This window comes from Nostoc sp. PCC 7524, from assembly GCF_000316645.1.
In the GTDB taxonomy this organism is placed as follows: domain Bacteria; phylum Cyanobacteriota; class Cyanobacteriia; order Cyanobacteriales; family Nostocaceae; genus Trichormus.
This window is the reverse complement of the sequence record NC_019684.1, coordinates 6,402,923-6,421,848: the sequence shown is the minus strand read 5'-3', so window position 1 is coordinate 6,421,848 and position 18,926 is coordinate 6,402,923. Positions and strand designations below refer to the sequence as shown.

General features: G+C 42.0%; 16 protein-coding genes, 1 pseudogene and 1 riboswitch. Of the genes and pseudogenes, 4 read left to right on the top strand and 13 right to left on the bottom strand.

The features are described 5' to 3' along the window. Positions 1–114: 114 nt before the first annotated feature. Positions 115–1,029: a hypothetical protein gene (locus tag NOS7524_RS26315; protein ID WP_015141525.1), complete on the top strand. Its 915-nt coding sequence runs from the start codon at positions 115–117 to the stop codon at positions 1,027–1,029. 149 nt (positions 1,030–1,178) lie between these two features. Here NOS7524_RS26315 and NOS7524_RS26310 read toward each other — a convergent pair whose 3' ends face one another. Further along, the gene (locus tag NOS7524_RS26310; RefSeq protein ID WP_041555974.1) at positions 1,179–2,096 is read right to left on the bottom strand and encodes a DUF2382 domain-containing protein; all 918 of its coding nucleotides are present in this window, start codon (positions 2,094–2,096) and stop codon (positions 1,179–1,181) included. Between the two features lie 696 nt (positions 2,097–2,792). On the opposite strand from NOS7524_RS26310, the gene NOS7524_RS26305 reads away from it, so the two are divergent. Next, positions 2,793–3,668, top strand: a complete 876-nt coding sequence (locus NOS7524_RS26305; RefSeq protein ID WP_015141523.1) for an S-layer homology domain-containing protein — start codon at positions 2,793–2,795, stop codon at positions 3,666–3,668. Between the two features lie 72 nt (positions 3,669–3,740). Here the strand turns inward: NOS7524_RS26305 and aspS are convergent, their stop codons facing one another. Then, complete coding sequence (aspS, locus tag NOS7524_RS26300) at positions 3,741–5,528, bottom strand: aspartate--tRNA ligase (RefSeq protein ID WP_015141521.1); 1,788 nt, start codon at positions 5,526–5,528, stop codon at positions 3,741–3,743. Between the two features lie 230 nt (positions 5,529–5,758). Further along, complete coding sequence (locus tag NOS7524_RS26295) at positions 5,759–7,387, bottom strand: cation:proton antiporter (protein ID WP_015141520.1); 1,629 nt, start codon at positions 7,385–7,387, stop codon at positions 5,759–5,761. A 95-nt stretch (positions 7,388–7,482) separates the two neighbouring features. Then, positions 7,483–7,565, bottom strand: a riboswitch (Fluoride riboswitch). A 626-nt stretch (positions 7,566–8,191) separates the two neighbouring features. On the opposite strand from NOS7524_RS26295, the gene NOS7524_RS26290 reads away from it, so the two are divergent. Both NOS7524_RS26290 and NOS7524_RS26285 read left to right on the top strand, forming a co-directional pair. Beyond that, complete coding sequence (locus NOS7524_RS26290; protein WP_015141518.1) at positions 8,192–9,058, top strand: zinc metalloprotease HtpX; 867 nt, start codon at positions 8,192–8,194, stop codon at positions 9,056–9,058. A gap of 45 nt (positions 9,059–9,103) precedes the next feature. After that, a complete protein-coding gene (locus tag NOS7524_RS26285; protein WP_015141517.1) occupies positions 9,104–9,511 on the top strand; it encodes a hypothetical protein in 408 nt (135 codons plus the stop codon). Between the two features lie 239 nt (positions 9,512–9,750). On the opposite strand, the gene NOS7524_RS26280 is transcribed toward NOS7524_RS26285, so the two are convergent. The 10 genes and pseudogenes from NOS7524_RS26280 to NOS7524_RS26240 all read right to left on the bottom strand — a co-directional run bounded on the left by NOS7524_RS26280 (position 9,751) and on the right by NOS7524_RS26240 (position 18,862). Further along, positions 9,751–10,086 (bottom strand): hypothetical protein, encoded by a 336-nt coding sequence (locus NOS7524_RS26280; RefSeq protein WP_015141516.1) that lies wholly within the window; start codon positions 10,084–10,086, stop codon positions 9,751–9,753. A 126-nt stretch (positions 10,087–10,212) separates the two neighbouring features. Then, positions 10,213–11,023 (bottom strand): annotated as a pseudogene (locus NOS7524_RS26275) (IS5 family transposase). 344 nt (positions 11,024–11,367) lie between these two features. Next, positions 11,368–11,634 (bottom strand): hypothetical protein, encoded by a 267-nt coding sequence (locus tag NOS7524_RS28985; protein WP_015141515.1) that lies wholly within the window; start codon positions 11,632–11,634, stop codon positions 11,368–11,370. 25 nt (positions 11,635–11,659) lie between these two features. Continuing rightward, complete coding sequence (locus tag NOS7524_RS26270; protein ID WP_015141514.1) at positions 11,660–11,896, bottom strand: hypothetical protein; 237 nt, start codon at positions 11,894–11,896, stop codon at positions 11,660–11,662. A 181-nt stretch (positions 11,897–12,077) separates the two neighbouring features. Continuing rightward, positions 12,078–13,352 carry a glycosyltransferase gene (locus NOS7524_RS26265; protein WP_015141513.1) on the bottom strand — a complete coding sequence of 425 codons (1,275 nt, stop codon included), beginning with the start codon at positions 13,350–13,352 and terminating at the stop codon, positions 12,078–12,080. 108 nt (positions 13,353–13,460) lie between these two features. Then, positions 13,461–14,717, bottom strand: coding sequence for a glycosyltransferase (locus tag NOS7524_RS26260; protein WP_015141512.1), 1,257 nt, complete (start codon positions 14,715–14,717; stop codon positions 13,461–13,463). Between the two features lie 174 nt (positions 14,718–14,891). Continuing rightward, the gene (locus NOS7524_RS26255; protein WP_015141511.1) at positions 14,892–16,151 is read right to left on the bottom strand and encodes a glycosyltransferase; all 1,260 of its coding nucleotides are present in this window, start codon (positions 16,149–16,151) and stop codon (positions 14,892–14,894) included. 131 nt (positions 16,152–16,282) lie between these two features. Next, positions 16,283–16,750 carry a DUF2141 domain-containing protein gene (locus tag NOS7524_RS26250; RefSeq protein WP_015141510.1) on the bottom strand — a complete coding sequence of 156 codons (468 nt, stop codon included), beginning with the start codon at positions 16,748–16,750 and terminating at the stop codon, positions 16,283–16,285. A 34-nt stretch (positions 16,751–16,784) separates the two neighbouring features. Then, on the bottom strand, positions 16,785–17,792 hold the full coding sequence (locus tag NOS7524_RS26245) for a glycosyltransferase family 2 protein (protein WP_015141509.1): 1,008 nt from the start codon (positions 17,790–17,792) through the stop codon (positions 16,785–16,787). A gap of 68 nt (positions 17,793–17,860) precedes the next feature. Continuing rightward, on the bottom strand, positions 17,861–18,862 hold the full coding sequence (locus NOS7524_RS26240) for an NAD-dependent epimerase/dehydratase family protein (protein ID WP_015141508.1): 1,002 nt from the start codon (positions 18,860–18,862) through the stop codon (positions 17,861–17,863). Positions 18,863–18,926: the final 64 nt, after the last annotated feature.

The following is an 18,926-nucleotide window of genomic DNA, read 5'->3' as shown; positions in this document are numbered from 1 at the left end:
TGGGAGCTAGAATGATAAATTTTTGCTTTTGCGCTCTGCATTTTAACTTTTGACTTTGCAAAGGCGATCGCTATTGTTATTCTTAGTATTTTCACCCACTATCAAAACTATTTAATGTCCCAGGGTAAACGTAATTTAATTATTAAAATCCTTATTGTGGGAGCTTTGCTACTCCTATCCCAGCAAGCTCTAGCACAAAGTTGGCGACCTGTTCGCGGCGGGATCACTTTTGGTATCAGTGGTATGGCGCTGTTAAGTCAGCAAAACGGTTTCCGTGATTTCTTAATTGTCCATGACAATAAACAAAAAAATCAAGGTCGTCTCGCAATTATCAGCATTAAAGGTCAGAACCAACCAGAATATTTTCCTATAGATTGGCCAAGTAACACAGAATTACCTATAGACTTAGAGGCTTTAACATCCATTCCAGGTAAAATAGATTCACGGTTTATAGCTTTAAGCAGTGCTGGCCAGGCTTATGAGATCAAAATAGATCCCACTGACAAAACTATCTCAGTTCTGCAAGTATTTGAACTACCAGGAATTCCACCAGGAAGTAATTTTGAAGCGTTTGCCTTGCAAAACATTCAAGGTCAATTAGTTGCGGTTTGGGCGCATCGAGGTGCAGGGAAAGAACCAGCAACTATTTATTGGGGAGTGCTGGACTTATTGAAATATCAAATTACTCCGGCAGGTTCTGCACAGCTAACAGTACCCTTTCCCTCCGGCAATGTTCGCCATATCTCTGACTTAAAAGTAGATCCTGCCGGGATTATGTATATCTCCTCAGCTAGTGATACTGGGGATGATGGCCCCTTTGAGTCAGCTGTCTATGTTGCTGGGTATCTGAACTTACAAGGTAACAAAATTGTCTGGCGGCACAACCCGCAGCTAATACCTCTACACCGCTTCAGATATCACAAGATTGAAGCTATAGAACTGGTTACAGGTGCAGATGGTGGTGTAGTTGTGGGTACAGACGATGAGAATTTAGGTTCTTCCGTATACGCTTTAGGTGAAAGCCGGTAAGTAGGGCGTTGTTAGGTGCGGGTTTAACCGGTGAATCTGGGCGTAGACAAAATTCTTAATAAACCCGCCCCTACAAGATACATCTGGCGAATCAAAGGTATTAACTTTTATCGATTTTTAGCCATTTCACCAGATGTAAAAACGTGGCGCTAGCGTGTGGTACGACGTAATTGCTCATCGTCTTGATTAATGTCTAATTCTTCACGTCGCAGGGTTTCTTCAGCTTGTACTGTATCCTGTTCCACCACTTTCTTAACTTTTACTTCTTCCCGCACCACAGTTTCTTTGCGGATTTCAGGGGTTTCTTCGTAAATATCTACATGAGTAGCTTCTCTGTCACGGAAGTTAGCCTCGCCAGGAGAAACAACTCTACCAGCATCCTCTGGAGTGGTGCGTTCAATCACTACTCGTTCTCTTTCAACTGGAACTGCAACTCTGGCGGTTTCAGTTTCAACGTGCTTGCCAACAGATACTTCTCCTGTCTTCGCACGGGATTTACTCGCAACCAATCGTTCTTCGTATAGTTTCAGGTTTTGGTGATCCCGTTGATTCATTTCATAGAGATTTGGTTCGTGTTCATATCTATATGTTTCACGCTCATAAGTAGGAGGAGTTGTCACTGGTTGGCGATCAGCATAGGCGGTTGACACATCTAAAGGTGCTGACGCTTCTAAAGGTGTTGATGCTTCCAGAGGTGCCTCACTTAGAGGAGTACGATAAACTCCACGCACACGTTCTTCATAGTCATAATCAATGCGTTCCAAATCTTGGAAATCAGGCAAGTTTTCTACCTGTTCTCTGGTAAGTCCAGTAGCATATACACGCCGATCTGAGTAGTTGATGCGCGATCGCCCGATGGGTAACAACACTTGTTTACCAAAGATCCAAAATCCTGTATCAACAACTAGATAACGAAAACGACCAGCATCATCAACTAAAATATGTTTGACAGTGCCAACTTTATCATTATCTAGGTCAGAATAGACATCGAAATTCGTGATGTCATAGTTATCAGAATCAGCGTCTCTATAGTCGCCAGCAAAATCTTCCAGTTTATATAGAGCCATATTATTTTTCTTTACTCTATCTACATTCTCCATCTTAGAAATATATAATTTCTATTCCTCTTTCTAGTGGTTGATATCAATATTATTTTTTTAATAACTATAGAGAGATGTTTTTTTTAGGGATTTTAATTAAGTGGTTGATTCATAAAAATTTGAACTTGATCAAAAATATAAATCCTTTAGAAATATTCTGCAACTCAAATTTTTGCCTAGGCTTTTTTATTAATGATAAACCGTCTTACCCTTTGGCATAACTGAAGCAAAATTATGGTAAATAAATTGTTTATTTATCAAGAAAGGCAGAGGGCAGAGGGCAGGAGGCAGAAGGAATACTGGCCTCTGTCCTCTGCCGCGACCATTCCCCGAAGGGGTTCCCGCAGGGTAGGGAGCAAGGGTTTAAGACCCCCACCAAATTGAAAATTTGGTGGCTCTTGTTTAGGAGGGGTCGGAATCCCCTTCTAAACAAAACCTTCTGCCCTCTGCCTCCTGCCTCCTGCCTTCTTCAATTTAATTAATGGTTATTTTTTGATTAGTATAATAGTTTAGTTAAAATAATTTCATAAATATTTATTAAACAAAATAAACTGTTTCTATAACTGGAGATACAAACATTCAAACCTAGAGATAGACAACAAAATATCAACAAAAATATAAAATTAAAACTAAAAACTAATAATTAATAGAAGGATATTTCTGATGAATAATTTATCTTATCTAACAAAATTAAGTGCGCCATTGGGTTTAGTCAGTCTGGGGTTGGTAGTAATGGCAAATACTCCAGCAAGGGCGCAAACTAACTTTCCTGATGTTTCCTCTGACTATTGGGCGCAACCATTTATTCAGCGTTTAGCTGAAAGAAACATTGTTGTAGGATATCCAGACGGGACATTTCGCCCAGAACAGCCTGTACACCGTGATGAATTTGCGGCGATGATTCGCAAAGCTTTTGAAAAAGAACCAATCAGGCAGATAGAAAGTGGAAGTGTCTATAAAGATGTACCTGAAGGCTATTGGGCGGCTCCGGCAATTGAAGAAGCTTATCAACAAGGGTTTATGAGTGGTTATGCTGGCAATGTCTTTCGTCCCCAGCAGCCAGTTTCTAGAGTAGAAGCATTGGTGACTCTTGTTCAGGGGCTAAATTTAGCTCCTAAACGGCAAGCAATTACTCCAGCACCTCAGCGTCAAGTAGTGAAAAGACCTTTGTATCTTCCCTTCGGAATTTTAGCTTTGATGCAGCCTTTAGCCATACCCAAGGCTACTGCGGCGGCTCCTACTACTACACCACCACCAGCTAGGGAGACTCTATCGGCTCTTGTTAGCGATTATTACACAGATGCTCAGAAGGTTCCTGAGTATGCTGTTGAAGAGGTGGGCATAGCAACACAGAAAAATATAGTTGTCAATCATCCTGATCCTAGAGTCCTCAATCCGAATCAGCCTCTGCGACGTGCCACTGCAACTGCTTTTATTCACCAAACTTTAGTTGCTCAAGACAGAATTGCACCGCTTTCTCGAAATGTCGAGGCTTATAACTATATTGTTCGCCCTGCAATTAACCAAGCTGCGCGGTAATCAATTGCATAAGGTAAGGGGATAGTTGCTGGGTAATATGTTGACAGCATTACTTATCCCCCCTGAACTTGGTTAAGGTTTAGGCTTGTATGTGGAAGCAACGTGTAATTCTTTGAGTTGCTTGACATCTACGCCTGAAGGTGCATCTGTTAATAAGCAACGGGCTTGTTGTGTCTTGGGAAAGGCGATGACATCGCGGATGGATTCTTCCCCAGCAAGTAACATCACCAACCGATCTAAACCATAGGCGATACCGCCATGTGGTGGTGTACCATATTCAAACGCTTCCAACAGAAAGCCAAATTTATTTTGTGCTTCCTCTGGAGACAAGCCAATAGCTTCAAATACCTGTTCTTGAATTTCCCGTTGATAAATCCGCAGACTACCACCGCCAACTTCAAAGCCGTTGAATACTAAGTCATAGGCTTGGGCGCGGGCAGTTTTTAAGTCTTGCAAATCATCGGGATGGGGTGCTGTGAATGGGTGGTGCAGTGCTTCTAGGCGTTTTTCATCTGCATTCCACTCAAACATCGGGAAATCGACAATCCAGAGTAAGTTGATTTTTTCGGGATCAATTAAGTTGAATTCCCTAGCAACAACCTGGCGCAGTCTGTCTAAAGTTTTATTCACAGTAACCCCATCACCAGCGCCAAACAGTAATAAATGTCCTGGTTCTGCACCTGTGCGTTGTAAGATTTCCTGTTTTTGCTCGTCGGTGAGGTTGTCTTTGATTGCGCCGATGGTGTCAATTTCACCATTTTCTCTGACGCGGATGTAAGCTAATCCTTTCGCCCCGGCTTCGCTGGCTTCTTTAAATAAATCGCCGCCTGGTTTGATGCGGACATTGGAGATTTGCTCGTTACCATTGGGAATGGGTAAGATTTTCACGATCCCACCGTGAGCGATCGCATCCTTAAAGACTTTGAAACCAGAGTCTTTTAATACATCGGAAACGTTGACTAATTCCAAACCGTAGCGGGTATCTGGTTTGTCACTCCCGTAGCGTTCCATTGCTTCAGCGTAGGTGAGACGAGGGAACGGAAGCGGTAATTCAATTCCTTTGACGGTGTTGAATATATAAGCAACTAACTTTTCGTTGAGTGCGATAATCTCTTCTTGGGACATGAAACTCATTTCCATGTCCAACTGGGTGAATTCTGGTTGTCTATCGGCGCGTAAGTCTTCATCGCGGAAGCACCGAGCAATCTGATAGTATCTATCCATCCCGGATACCATCAGGATTTGTTTAAATAATTGTGGTGATTGGGGTAGGGCGAACCATTCACCAGCGTTAACACGACTGGGGAGGATGTAATCTCTGGCACCTTCTGGGGTGGAACGGGTGAGGATGGGAGTTTCAATTTCCATGAAACCCTCTATATCTTCCAAGTAACGCCGCATGGCTTTCACAACTTGATGGCGTAGCTGAATGTTTTGCGCCATGCGATCGCGTCGTAAATCCAAGTAACGATATTTCAAGCGCAAGTCTTCCCGCACTGTCTCAGTGTCGGCGGTGGAAACTTGGAAGGGTAACTGCTTCCGCACAGCATTTAGCAGTTTAATTTGATCTGCGTAAATTTCCACCTCGCCTGTAGGGATGCGGGTATTCAGTGATTCTTCGGGGCGTTGTGTTACCCTACCTGTAATTTGTACAACGTATTCATTACGCAGAGAGTTTGCCTGCTCGTAGGAATCTGGGGTGCGCTGTGGATCGCTGACAATCTGGACAATGCCGGAGCGATCGCGTAAATCTAAGAATATCACGCCCCCATGATCGCGGCGACGGTCTACCCATCCGTACAAGGTAACAGTTTCTCCAATATGTTCTTTTCGGAGTTCGCCGCAATAGTGAGTTCGCATAGGTGTTAGTTCTGTGGTTCCAAGCTAAATTTACTGGTTAATGTCAAAGCTTTCCCATTATCTAGCATTCATAGTAATTGTAGTCGTTCCAGTTCAGAAAAAATGACATCATCTCAAAGCTTGCTAAAAAGAGCCATGACGCTGCTGCTGGTATCTTGTAGGCTGCGTCAGATGCCAAAAATGTTTTGAGAATAGCGAAAAACTGAACTCTGACGTACCCTACGAATGATCTATGGCTTAATTTTTATGCTTTCCAGGAGAATGACAGGAACTTGGCTAGTTTCTAAAACTGCTTGCGATACTGAGCCAATTAATATGTCGAAAGGTCGATGTCCACGTTTTCCCATAACGATCGCTGTTACATGATAAGCTTCAGCAGTACGCATAATCTCTTCTGGAATAGCACCTGTAGCTGTTAAAAATTTGTATTTGATATCAGAAAGTAATTTTTTGGTTTGTTTTTCTAGTTGTCTAATATCTGAGGAATTGGTAGTGTTAACTACGTGCAGAACAACCACTTCAGCGTTACTTCGTCGTGCTAAATCTGCAACTTTCGTCAAAACTTCCATTGCTAAATCAGAGGTGTCTACAGCTGCGAGGAATAGAGTAGGAGTAGTAACTGTAACCTTTGTAGGGTCAACTTCTCCTCTGGTTAATAATTTAGGTGCGAAAGTAGCTGTAGACCAAGCACCCAAGGGTGCAGTGATGAGAATTGCAAGAGCTGCGATCGCTAACATTATCTCACCTCCTGCAATCCCTTGGGCAAGGGGAATTGCACCGATAGCGGCTTGTACTGTGGCTTTAGCCGAGTTTCCTGGTAGTAAAAATAATCTTTCTTGCCAATTCCAATTACTACCCACAGTTGAAAGATACCACCCCACCATGCGCCCAATCAATAAACCAATCGCTAAAATTAACACACCGGGTAGCAACACTTTCTCTAATATTTGTAGTTGAATACTCGCACCCAACAAAACAAATAAAAAAATCTCCGCCACTACCCATAAACTATCAAAACCTCCCCGGATTCTTCTGGCTAGCGGTGCATCTAATTCAATTAAGAAAAAACCCAGGGACATAACTGCTAAGTAACCAGAAAAATAAGGTAATTTATTAGCAACAATGACTAAAAATAAAGCGCAAACAGCAGTAAATACTGTATCTTGCACAGTATTTTGTGTCCAGTTTTGTTTAGTTAATACTAAAACCAGTAAACGAGCTGCTAAATAACCAAAAAAAATTCCCAATAGAATTTGCAAAATTACTTGTATTGGGAGGAGATGCAGAGTATTTAAGGTAAATATTCCCAAAATGGTGATTTGCTCAACGCCACCATTACGTAAGAAATTTAGTAATAGGCTAAAGACTAACAATAGTAGTACATCAGATAAGGCGCTACCAGTCAAAATCGCATCAGGAATGCCTTTACTCACACCCAAACCTAAACTTTTGAGCCGCAACATTCCAGGAACAATCACGGCTGGAGATTCAGCACCAATAATGCAGCCTAAAAGTAAGCCACTGGGGAAATTAAACTGGAATATTACCATAGCAGCAATTGCAATGGCGATCGCTTCACCGGTTGCAGGTAAAAATCCCAAACGTAACGCCACACTTCCCTGTTGCGCCAGTTTTTCCCTATCTAATCCCAGCCCAGCTTTCATCAAAATAATCATCACTGCCATAGTTCTCAATTCATCAGCCGCATCCAACACATCTGAACTGATGACATTCAGAATTTGGGGGCCGAGAACAATACCCACTAAAATCATGCCAACTAAAGGCGGTGCGCCTAAACGACGGGCAATTTGACCTACAAAAAAGCCCATCATTAAAATCCACAATATACTGGCTAACATTCCCTGACTCCCGCAGACGCAATTTGTAGATAGACGCTGACTACAGGAAAGTCTGAATATAAATACAACAAACTCCTACTATCCCGCAGTCAGCTAGGAAAGTAGGAGCCATCAGCCTTCCAGATGCAATCTTTTCACTGGAATAGCGGTTTTGGCGAGCTCCATCGCCATTAATTATTTTCACAATACCATGTTTTCTGATTGTGAGATAAGTAGAACAGGGTAAATAATTAAAGGTTTGTAGTGTTCGCGTAGCGTCTCGCAGAGAGAACTTTAGTTCTCTCTGGGTTCTCTCCGTTCGCATAGCGTGTCGTAGACAGAGGCTACGCCAACGCATAGCGTGTCGTAGACAGACGCTCCGCGTTCGCGGAGCGTCCCGCAGGGAACAAACAAGGACTAAAGTCCTTACTACGAACTCAATCCTAGTGTTTTTACATTATTTAACATAGTTTGGTTTTTTCAAGTCGTTCTACTTATCAAAATTAAAAACTGCAATTATTTTTTCCTTTAATTAAGCTCGATATAATTAATTGCGATTAAGATTTCATGCTCCAAATAAGTATTTATTCTAGGGATGTCAACAATCAAGTTTCAATTATAAATAAAAATTTATTGTTAATAAAAAAATAAATATATATATATCCTATTTTTTTCTACTCAAGAGGGAAAACCGTACTTTAATATGGCGCAATTTCTACCTGATAAATCCATGTTTAGATGGATACAATCAAAGTGTGGCTTAAGTAATGCTGTTGTTTAGAAAAGCTAAAAAAATTAATACAGCATTAGCAGGAGAGCAAAAATATGGGAAATCAATTTAAAACACTGGCTTTGTTAGCTGCCCTCAGTGGCTTGTTAATTGCTATTAGTTATTGGGTAATTGGTGGTACTAACGGCTTGATTATTGGTATTGGGTTAGCAGCAGTAACTAACCTATTTTCTTGGTATCAGTCAGATAAAATTGCTCTGGCTGTTTACCGCGCCCAGCCTGTAAGCGAACGCGAAGCACCAGGACTTTATCGCATGGTACAGAGATTATCGCAACGCGCTAATATCCCTATGCCGGGAGTTTATGTTGTTCCCAGTCAAACTGCTAATGCCTTTGCTACAGGACGAGATCCAGAACACGCGGCTGTGGCTGTCACTGAAGGTATTTTAAATATTCTGCCAGAGGATGAGTTAGAAGGTGTCATCGCTCACGAACTGACTCATATTATTAATCGTGACACCCTAACACAAGCTGTAGCTGCTACCGTTGCCGGTGCCATCTCTTTCTTAGCGCAGATGCTGAGTTATAGCTTATGGTTTGGCGGTGTTGGTGGACGAGATAACGAAAGAGGCGGTAATCCTTTAGGCGTTTTGCTAACAGTTATCCTTGCGCCCATAGCTGCCACCATCATCCAGTTAGCTATCTCACGCACACGCGAATTTTCTGCTGATGCTGGTGCGGCTAGATTAACTCAAAATCCTCGTGCCTTGGCGCGTGCATTGCAAAGATTAGAAGCCACAGCGCGACAACTGCCTTTAAATGCTAACCCCGCTTTTGAACCACTGTTAATTATCAATCCTATCTCTGGACAGTTTCTCGGTAACTTGTTCTCCAGTCACCCAGCGACGGAAGCACGCGTTGAACAATTACTGAAGTTAGAGCAACAATTTGTAGGGAGATAGGAAGTAGGGGAAATATTGACTGTTGAATACAAGGATTTATCCACTATGACTACTAACGATTTTGAAATAGTTGAATCTCTAACAGTGATAGAAATTAGTCCTCAAACTGATGAAATTGTAGAGACAGAAATGGCTGGAGAAAGTGATGAGGTAAAGCGCGAGACTAAAGCACTGATTGAAGCACTCAGAAGGCGCGCTCAAGCGGAAGCAGAAGCTGCTGGAACTTTAACCCGTGAAACGTACCTCAATGCTGTACGCAAAGCACGGGCAGCTATTGAAGGTGAAAGAATCATTAAGCGCGATCGCTTAGAATATTTCTGGTTAGTCTTTCAAGAAGAAGCAGAAAAAAACTGGCATTTAATCATGAAAGATTTCACTGGCTTTAGCGTGCGTCTACAAAACGCTCTCAAAGCCGGTTGGGAAGCCTTCAATACACCACGCCATGAAAATTAAATAACACGAAATTAGCTTGGGAAGCCAACATCATGGACGGGTTTCCCAGCTTGAAATGAGATTGCTAATAGACATCTCCAGAAATTAAATATGCGTTTTTCAAAAACCTTGTAGAAACGTTCCATGGAACGTCTCTACATTCTTTTTTGGAGATGTCTAATATACCAGCGTCAACTTTAGTGCTACTACCATAACTAACTACTTCATCAAACCTAGCTCGAAACATATATTCGTGCTGTTCAATCAATCAAATTAAAGCCCCAAGGTTTCAGAGCCGCGATCGCTACTTCTCTATCTACACCTTCATAAACTTCCCATTCAGACGGATGCTCTTTAGGATGTCCGTCGCCTACATTACCTGCAACTTTGATCACCGGAACACCCACCAAGCGATGGCGCTCCAGTCCTTTTGGGAGGGCTAATTGGAGTTTGTGTCCTACAAACTTTGAGCCACTTGAATTGGCTACAGATTCACGGATTAAACAGATATCACCAGCCATCCCCCAAGTAGTTTGGTAGATGTGGAGAAACGATATATAGGCTTCTGGTTTGATGGATCTTTTGAGAACTTGCACTATTTGTAATCCTTACGAAGTCGTTCTTGGTTCAAGAATTTCACGCAAATACTACTTTTATAGTAAAAGATCCTCTTTCAGTTTTTGTTCTAAGAGGATGTTTGAAAAGTTTTAGGGAGTCAAAAATTAAGCCAATCGCTTCACCATAATACGGATCATTGCAAGATAGATAAAAGTTTCTGAGGTTTCGGGCAATAATTCATAATCTCTGACCAATCGCCGACATCCCATGAACCAGCCAAAAGTGCGTTCCACCACCCAACGTTTTTTGAGTAAAACAAAGCCCTTGCTTTGCTCTGGTCGCAGCACCACCTGTACAATCCAGCGACAAAAATTCATGACCCACTGCATGAACGGTTCCCCATCAAAGCCACCATCAACCCAGATGGTGGTTAACCGAGATTGTGGCTGAGACTGTTTAACTCGTTGGAGAACTTGTTTGCCTCCTTCTCGCTCACCGACATTGGCTGCTGTTACCAAAACCCGCAGCACTAACCCCAAGGTATCAACGGTCATAAATCTCTTGCGTCCTTTGATTTTCTTGCCAGCATCAAAGCCTACTGATTGACTCACCATTGCCGCACTCTTGACGCTTTGGCTATCAATTATCGCTTCCGATGGACTCGGATGACGTTCAATTTCGATTCTCGTCCACTCTCGGAGACTATCGTGAATGTGCAACCATGTCCCGTCTTTACGCCAGTTTCGGAAATATGTGTACACTGTTTGCTCTCGTAGGAAAGTCCCCAGGTAGCGTAGGCGTAGCCCGCCGTAGGCATCGCCATCTCACTCCTTCTAGCAGGATGTAAAAAATTGCATTCAGGACTTCCCACATATCGACTTCACGCTTACGACCACCCGGTTTCCCTTCTGGAATCAAGTCGCTAAGAAATTCATATTGTGCGAGGCTCAGGTTACTGGGGTAAGCTTTACTCATGTCGCTCTCTCGGTGCTGTTGATTATCTATTCACAGCGTATACTGAGAGAGCTTTTTTACAACATACCTGACTTTTCAAACACCCTCTAACTCTAACTTTAACCTGCAACAATTGCAGAAAGCTCACTGCCGGAGCGATCGCCCAAAAGTTATATATAGCAGAAGGCAATAGGCACTCTTGCAATAGGCAATAGTAAAATCCATACCATGAATGAGTTTGAGCTTTTAGTCATGTCCTAATCGCCTTGTCTACAGCTATATTAGTCGTTTCTGCGTTGATTGATCATGGTAGCGTCAATAACACTTTGTTGTACTAGCCGAATTAGCGATGAGCCTCGCCAAGCTTATGAGTCCTCAGATAAACCGTTCTCTTTAATTAAGCGGTGAAACAGGCGACATGGCCAAATGCACGCTCCACAAACACTTACAAAGGCAATGACAACAAAAATATGCCAGTTCTCATGAAGTGAATTAGTAGGCTCTGATGGCTGATCTTGCCTATCTTTGGTTAGTTCTGGCAATGAATGAGATAGCTGTCTGGCTGTACTTACCCCTTCAATTGCCGCTCCAATTAGATAAGCTATAAGGGCAATACTTAGCCAGTGGTTCATTATTTTCTATTTGTGAACTTTTGTATTAATGATTCTCTTGCTCTAAAGATAATCGTCCTTCAGCAGTGTCTCGAATTAGAGGCAGTCTAGATTTTATGTAAGTATTAAGACTACTATCTGTTGGTGCGTCAAGTCCTTGCTTGGCTTTTAATTGCTGGAGGAGCAATTGTACTAGAGCCATATCATCAAACTGGAGTAAGGTATTGACATTAGTAGACTCAATTACAGCCCAAAGCTGTTGCATTATTTTAGTAGTGATCATGAGTCTCTAACCTCTTAAGCTTTTCTTTATATTTGCACAATTTCCTTGTTTGTGCCTAATTTTTGTTTAAAAGTTAATGAATCAACACAATGACAAGTCATCGCAACCCTAACCCATTCTGCCCTATGCCAAAATGCCCCTACTCGTTTACGAGTAGGGGTTGAAATTTCTCTCCTGTATTTTATAGTCTTGCCATGCCAGTAGTTTCTACCTGATCTGATGTCTGCACCAACTCATAAAGTTTCGTTTCAAACTTTTCCATACAAGCTGACCAATCATATTGCAAGATGGAAGGACGGGCTTGTTCAGCCATAGCCGCTTTGAGTTCAGGGTTAGAGAGGATGTCTATAACTTTTTGAGCAAAATCTGCTGGGTTGTTGGGTTCAGATAACAAGCCATTGTGACCGGAAGAAACTTGTTCTATAGTTGACGGTACTAAGGCTGCAACTACAGGAGTACCAGAAGCCAAGGCTTCGTTAGTGGTGGTGCAGAAGTTTTCAGTGACGGAGGGATTGACAAAGACATCCGCGCGGGCAAACCAACCTAGCAATTCTGTACCGTGAGACTCACCCCAGATAGTAATACCTGAGCCGAATTTAGCTGCACGTCTGCGTATTTCTGCATCTAGGGGGCCACTACCCACAATTACTAAATGCACATTGGGAATTTGAGCAGCAATCAGAGGATAGGCATCTATTAATTGCAGTACATTCTTTTCGGCGGTGATCCGTCCCACAAACAAAATAGTGGGTCTATCATCATCAGGGATGGGGTTGTAACGGATATTGCGGGGATGGAATTTTTCGCAATCAATCCCCTGATAAGGAACATATTCACTGGGGTGACATCCGAGATTTTGATATTTAATCAGTTGTTCACGGGAAGGAAAAACATTGAGATTATAAACTTGGCTGAACTGCTTCACCAACAAAGGAATGATGGGACGTAGGAAGTTAAAGAAGACATCTCCCAAGTAGTATCTGATATAGGCAACGATATCTGTGTGAAAGACGGAAATAATCGGGGTTTTAGTTCGTCTAGCATACTGTAATCCCACAGGACGACCATAACCTTGGATTAAAGCCGAGTATACACCCCGCATTTGGGCAGATTCTTCTACCACGATGATATCAGGTTGAAATTCTATCAGTAATTCGGTGTCGTCCCAATGACGATAACTCAAAGGTTGGGGTAGAGATTTGTAAAAGATTAGGGGTTCAGTGGGGAAGGAGTAGGACGAAAAATTGGGATAAGACTGTAACTCATCTAACCCAGGCATGGGGCGATCGCCTACTTGTTTGGGATACTGATCATTAAACTGGGGATGAACTAAAAATACCTCATGTCCCTGTTGTAGCAACCAACGCGCCCTCTGGTGAACTGCAACCGAAACCCCGGTCAAAAAAGGAGTGTACAATCCTGTAAATAAAGCAATACGAAGTTTTGGTTTGTTCATAATCTTAGTAAATTTGTTGAATCTTGTCTCAGCAAAAGGTGTATGTATACAAACCTGTTCTAAGCAAGTTGAATAATGTTCTAGGATTTACGCATTGGTTGAAATAGTTCACAGAGAAATTTGGCGATCGCTTGGTTGATTTCCTGTCTGATAAGGACGATATTCCGTCAATCTAATCTGCCAAGGCCCTTCTACTTCATAGGTAACACCACGCCAATGGACTGTCGGCATATCAAATGACCGAAACATGGCTAACCCATAAACCCATTGTGTCAAGGGCATTCCCACAAACATTTTGAAGATGAGCGGCCAAGATAATTGCGTGACTGGCTTACCTTGAGAACGAATGATGGGCTGTATGTTCATTTCCAAAAACAGCATGAGCATAACTAACGCCAGCATATAAATCACATACCAGATGAGGGCTAGCGCAGCTGCATCTCCTTGTCCAGTAAACCAAGCCAACACCAACACCACAATCAACAAATGGGGTAGCACAATAGTAAACATTGTGTCAGCTACTACCGCCGGCCACAAAGGATGATAAAGCCGAGAAGCCATTAATTGACGTTGCAGCCAATATCTTAAACTTGGCAAATCCGTCTCTTCCCGATTCAGCATAATCAAAGAAGGTACAAACTTCACCTGGAGGTTATGCTTACTCAAGACACTGCGAAGCATCGTATCTTCGCCAAAAGCTTGCCCCCACTTCTCTAGCAGTCCCGTTTGCTGGATCACCTCTGTTTTCACAGCCAAAGTTCCACCCCAAGGAATGCCATATAGGTACATCTGCACGATCGCCGAAACATTCCAGATGTAACGGACTAAGGAACCCCAATACCTCCCCGTAGGAACATACCAACGGTTTCCGGTAGTCACCCCGACAGAGGGATTAATCAAAGGAGAAACTAATTCCCGCAACCAATTAGCATGAACAATGGTATCAGCATCTACCAAAGCGACAACCTTATAAGATTCGTCTAATTCTGAAACAGCTTGTATTAAAGAACTGCATTTGAGACTACAGGTTGGGCGAATTGTCCGCAAATGACTAATTTGGAAATTACTTGCCCCTAACTCATTAATAGTATCGCTGACCACTTGCCAAGCTGGGTCTTGTTCACTATCAATGATCAACTTTAAATCGTACTGGGGATAATTTTGCTTGAGAAGCGATCGCAAACAATCCGGTAAAAATGGATCAGCACCACGCAAACATAACAATACTGCCGTTTTCGGTAACTGTTCATCAGGCAAGTTTTTCGAGCGTGAATTTAAAGCCGACAAAAAAAACAAAACCGAACCAACCTGAACAGCTAACCAACCCACCAAAAATTTTGATATCAATATCACCAAGTCATTCATTAATTTATTAGCTCCTTCAAACCTCTCCCTCTGCGTAAACCTTTGCCACTGTTCGCGTAGCGTCTCCGTTAGGAGAAGTTATGATGCTTGACGAAAAGCCGCTTGCGCGTCTACGGCGGAAGCCGCCGCTCATACTTCTCTCTGCGTTTAAAAAGCGGAATAAATTATGTCGCCTCAAAGAGATATTTTGCTATCCACAGGCTGATCCAAAAAATCGTAGGGATGATACTCAACCAAGCGCACATTCCAAGGGCCTTGAATCCGATACACAACCCCCCGCCATTTCACCGTCGATATCCACACAGAGGAAAGCATCGCTAATCCATATACCCACTGTGTTAAAGGTATAGCCAGCAACATTCTCCCTAGCATGGCCCATGATAATTTCGTTCCTGGCTGTCCTTGGGCGCGAATCACTGGCTGTAGCCCCATCTCCACCAACAGCATCAACGATAGTAACCCCAGAGTATAGATGCTGTAGGATTTAAACAATAAATCCGCTACCTCCCACTGAGCATCACCTAACGATAGGAAAAACAACACAATCACTAAAGTAGGAAACAAAATGCTAGAAACAGCTTCACTGACAATTGCTAACCATCGGGGATGGTAAAGACGCGAATAGAGAATCAAACGTTGTAAATAGTCGATTATCCCCAACAAATCGCACTCTTCACGATTCACCATAATCAACGAAGGTACAAACCTCACCCTCAACCCATGTTTTTTGAGGATGTTGTGCATCATCAAATCTTCGCCAAAAGCTTGCGCCCACTGTTCTAAAATCCCTGTTTGACGCAACACTTCTGTTTTTACAGCCAAACACCCACCCCAAGGAATACCAAATAGGTACATCTGCACAACAGCAGCTATATTGCCTGTGTACCGTACCAACGAACCCCAATACTTACCCGTAGGTACATACCAACGATGGCCTGTAGTAGCCCCAATTTTGGGGTTATCTAGAGGTGTAACTAACTCTCGCAACCAATGAGGATGAACTATCGTATCAGCATCTACCAAAGCCACAACTTCGTAAGAATCATCCAAATCAGAAATAGCTTGAATCAAAGAACTGCATTTGAGACTACAATTGTGGCGGATAATTCTCAAATGACTGATATAAGCATTATTGGCATCTAATTGGTTGATAGTATCATTAGCAATCTCCCAAGCAGGATCATCCTGACTATCAATAATCAGTTTTAAATCGTAGTTAGGGTAATTCTGTTTTAACAGTGCCTCAATACAGTTGGGTAAAAATGGATCAGCTCCTCGCAAGCAAAGAATTATCGCCGCTTTGGGTAACTGTTCATCAGGTAAAGTTTTTGTCCGCGATAATCGCACATACAACAAAAACATCAGAGAAATAAATACCTGTATTCCCAACCATCCCAGTAAAGACCTAAACAAAAATGTTGCCAACTCTCTCATGACATTTATGAGTCTCCGGCAAGTTGTGCCATCAGTAATAGTTGAGAGGGAATTTGTAATTCAAGTTCGTAGTCAGGACTAAAGTCCTGATTTCTCAACACTTAAGTCATGACTACAAACTTTCTCCTCACCTAGGGATCAAGTGAGTATTTCAAAGTAATATCGATAGTTGTATTTTTGCTAACAGCAAAACTTGACTTATTAAATTTTGGTGTTCCCGTTTGAATAGATACCCTAGGATTATTAGAAATTCCAAAACCTTCCTTGGGAATCCCAAAGAAATCAGAATCAAGTTTTTGATTACCGTTTTGATCATCAACAATTGCTACAGCATAAGTACCACGTTTCAAGCCATAGAAATGTTTAGTAATCGTCTTACCTGTAATGCGAGTACAGCCACTTTGTACTTCACTGGTATCACTTAAAGGAAAGCCTTTTTCGCTATCGTAAACTCTAAAGCAAATCTGTCCTTGTTGATGCCGGATACCATTGACTACAACAGTTAATTTAGCTGTAGGTTCTGCATTTAATGGTCTAATACAAGTCAAGCTCAATAAACTAGCCAAGAAAACATGACGCAAACGAGAAATTTTCCACATATTTTTATCTCCCTCAAAAGATATTTTTTACTCCCTACTCTTGTACAGACGCAATCAATCGCGTCTCAACTTCCGTTTTTGGGAGTGGGGTATCATGCCAAAGTTGCCAGATCTTTTGGAATGCCATCAGCAAATCTTTAAGTAAAAACACCTCATTTCCTTTGAGTTGCTGATGTAAACTGATAGAGCAACGTATCTGCTCGTATAAACTCAATCGCACTAAATGTATAGAAGCGATATACTCCCATAACATTCGCCAATGAGGAAACAAAATTTTTCCCTGTTTAGATGAATCAAACCACACTATATAGCCATAAAAATCTGGCATCATATCCAATGAGTATTCGGGATTCTTATTAGTAAATACTAAATAATTTGGGCAGAACATACTCATTGATTGTTGCGGATGACTGCGAGCAAAAAATAAATATTCGGGTATTTCATAAAATTGCCCGACTAGAGCCAGCCTTAATAATAAGATGCCATCTGCATTACCATAACTACCCATTGGTGGGATTTTTCTCAGGGCATCAGAGCGAATTACACCGTAAATGGGATAGCAAAGATGCTTATTCAGCAATTCATGAAAACGTTGGTAACGTTTACCTGAATCTGTCTTGAGTTTAATGTCGTAGGTTTGTAAAAATTCACCCTGCTCATCAATGAAATATGTATGAGAGTGGCACAAGATAAATTGAGGATTTTGATCTAGTACCTCAATACATTTCATGAGAAAATCAGGGGCGTGTACATCATCATGGGCAGCCCATTTAAAATACTCCCCAGTAGATAATTCAAAGACACGGTTAAAATTAGGAGCGCAACCAATATTTTCGTTATTCCTGTAGTAGCGGATGCGTTTATCTTGAGCAGCATAGGCTCGACAAATGGCTTCGGTATTATCTGTAGATGCGTTATCTGAAATAATTAATTCAAAATCTGTAAATGTTTGAGCCAACAATGAATCTAGGGCTGCTGAAATAAATTTCTCGCCATTATATACAGGTAAACCAATGCTCAATCTTGGCGAATTTTTGATCATAGTTTTGGAGATTGGGGATTGGGGACTGGGGACTAGGTAAAAAATTTTCCCTAGTCTCCCTTATCTCCCTATTTCAGTAATTTTTGAATGTCAGTCTTTTCTAGCCATGTTTTGGTTTGACGCAGCCCGGTTTCTAAATCAATTTTGGGTTTGTAATCTAATAAACTCTGAGCTTTAGCAATAGAACAAGCATAGGGGCGACGCATAAAATCTACCGATTCTGGAAGAATATCGGCTTTTTTACGAAATAGTTTCTGCCCCTGATGACGCAGTTTTAAAAACAGTTTTATTTCATCTTTTGGTAAAGACATTGGAGTCGGTAAACCTTCCATTGCTGCTAGGCGCATGAAATATTCTTTCCAGGAAGTTGCTTCACCGTCGGTGATATTAAAGATTTCACCGTATGTCTGTTTTTCTATTGCCAAGAATATGGCATCAATCAGGTTATCTACATAGACATGATTAATCACGCCTTGTCCATCATTGGGGTAGGCAAATAACTTTTGGCGCATGAAGTGAATCGGTCTGACAACCCAAGGTAGACTTCCAGGACCGTAAACATCGCCAGCCCGAATAATAATCACACCAAAATCTGGGGGAGAATTGAGGGGTAGAAGTTCGGCTTCAGCAGCAATTTTGGTTTGACAGTAGGGGTTATCGTTACTAGAGAGTGTGCCAGATTCGGTGATGCGATCGCTATAATCAAATCCATACACCAAAATACTAGAAAGATGCACAAAAGTTTTCACCCCCGCACTTTTGGCAGCTTTTGCCATATTCACCGCACCGCCAACATTCATTTCCTGAAACTGTTTGATAGGGCCAGCTTCTTCAGTAATTTGGGCAGTATGTAAAACGATATCTACTCCCTGGCAAGCCTTTTGAGCAATAGCCGCATCGGTGACACTCCCAAAAATTACCTCAGCCCCCAACTTCTTGGCGGTGTCAGAATTATTAGAAGCTTGTAGTCCACGCACCTTGATTCCCTGTGCTATGGCTAACTCGGCTGCACGCAAGCCGATAAATTCATCAATTCCAGTAATCAGGAGAGTCTTGTTTTGCAAATTCATAGTACAGGGTTTATTACTAAAAGGGGTGTAGGGGAAACAGGAGAGACAAGGGAGACAAGGGAGA

Excerpts from the sequence above, each read along its gene's own strand:
- NOS7524_RS26250 (WP_015141510.1), bottom strand. The coding sequence starts at position 16,750 with ATGTGGAAAATTTCTCGTTTGCGTCATGTTTTCTTGGCTAGTTTATTG.
- NOS7524_RS26270 (WP_015141514.1), bottom strand. The coding sequence starts at position 11,896 with ATGATCACTACTAAAATAATGCAACAGCTTTGGGCTGTAATTGAGTCT.
- NOS7524_RS26285 (WP_015141517.1), top strand. The coding sequence starts at position 9,104 with ATGACTACTAACGATTTTGAAATAGTTGAATCTCTAACAGTGATAGAA.
- NOS7524_RS26245 (WP_015141509.1), bottom strand. The coding sequence starts at position 17,792 with ATGATCAAAAATTCGCCAAGATTGAGCATTGGTTTACCTGTATATAAT.
- NOS7524_RS26295 (WP_015141520.1), bottom strand. The coding sequence starts at position 7,387 with ATGTTAGCCAGTATATTGTGGATTTTAATGATGGGCTTTTTTGTAGGT.
- NOS7524_RS28985 (WP_015141515.1), bottom strand. The coding sequence starts at position 11,634 with ATGAACCACTGGCTAAGTATTGCCCTTATAGCTTATCTAATTGGAGCG.
- NOS7524_RS26310 (WP_041555974.1), bottom strand. The coding sequence starts at position 2,096 with ATGGCTCTATATAAACTGGAAGATTTTGCTGGCGACTATAGAGACGCT.
- NOS7524_RS26315 (WP_015141525.1), top strand. The coding sequence starts at position 115 with ATGTCCCAGGGTAAACGTAATTTAATTATTAAAATCCTTATTGTGGGA.
- NOS7524_RS26240 (WP_015141508.1), bottom strand. The coding sequence starts at position 18,862 with ATGAATTTGCAAAACAAGACTCTCCTGATTACTGGAATTGATGAATTT.
- NOS7524_RS26260 (WP_015141512.1), bottom strand. The coding sequence starts at position 14,717 with ATGAATGACTTGGTGATATTGATATCAAAATTTTTGGTGGGTTGGTTA.
- NOS7524_RS26255 (WP_015141511.1), bottom strand. The coding sequence starts at position 16,151 with ATGAGAGAGTTGGCAACATTTTTGTTTAGGTCTTTACTGGGATGGTTG.
- NOS7524_RS26265 (WP_015141513.1), bottom strand. The coding sequence starts at position 13,352 with ATGAACAAACCAAAACTTCGTATTGCTTTATTTACAGGATTGTACACT.
- NOS7524_RS26305 (WP_015141523.1), top strand. The coding sequence starts at position 2,793 with ATGAATAATTTATCTTATCTAACAAAATTAAGTGCGCCATTGGGTTTA.
- aspS (WP_015141521.1), bottom strand. The coding sequence starts at position 5,528 with ATGCGAACTCACTATTGCGGCGAACTCCGAAAAGAACATATTGGAGAA.
- NOS7524_RS26290 (WP_015141518.1), top strand. The coding sequence starts at position 8,192 with ATGGGAAATCAATTTAAAACACTGGCTTTGTTAGCTGCCCTCAGTGGC.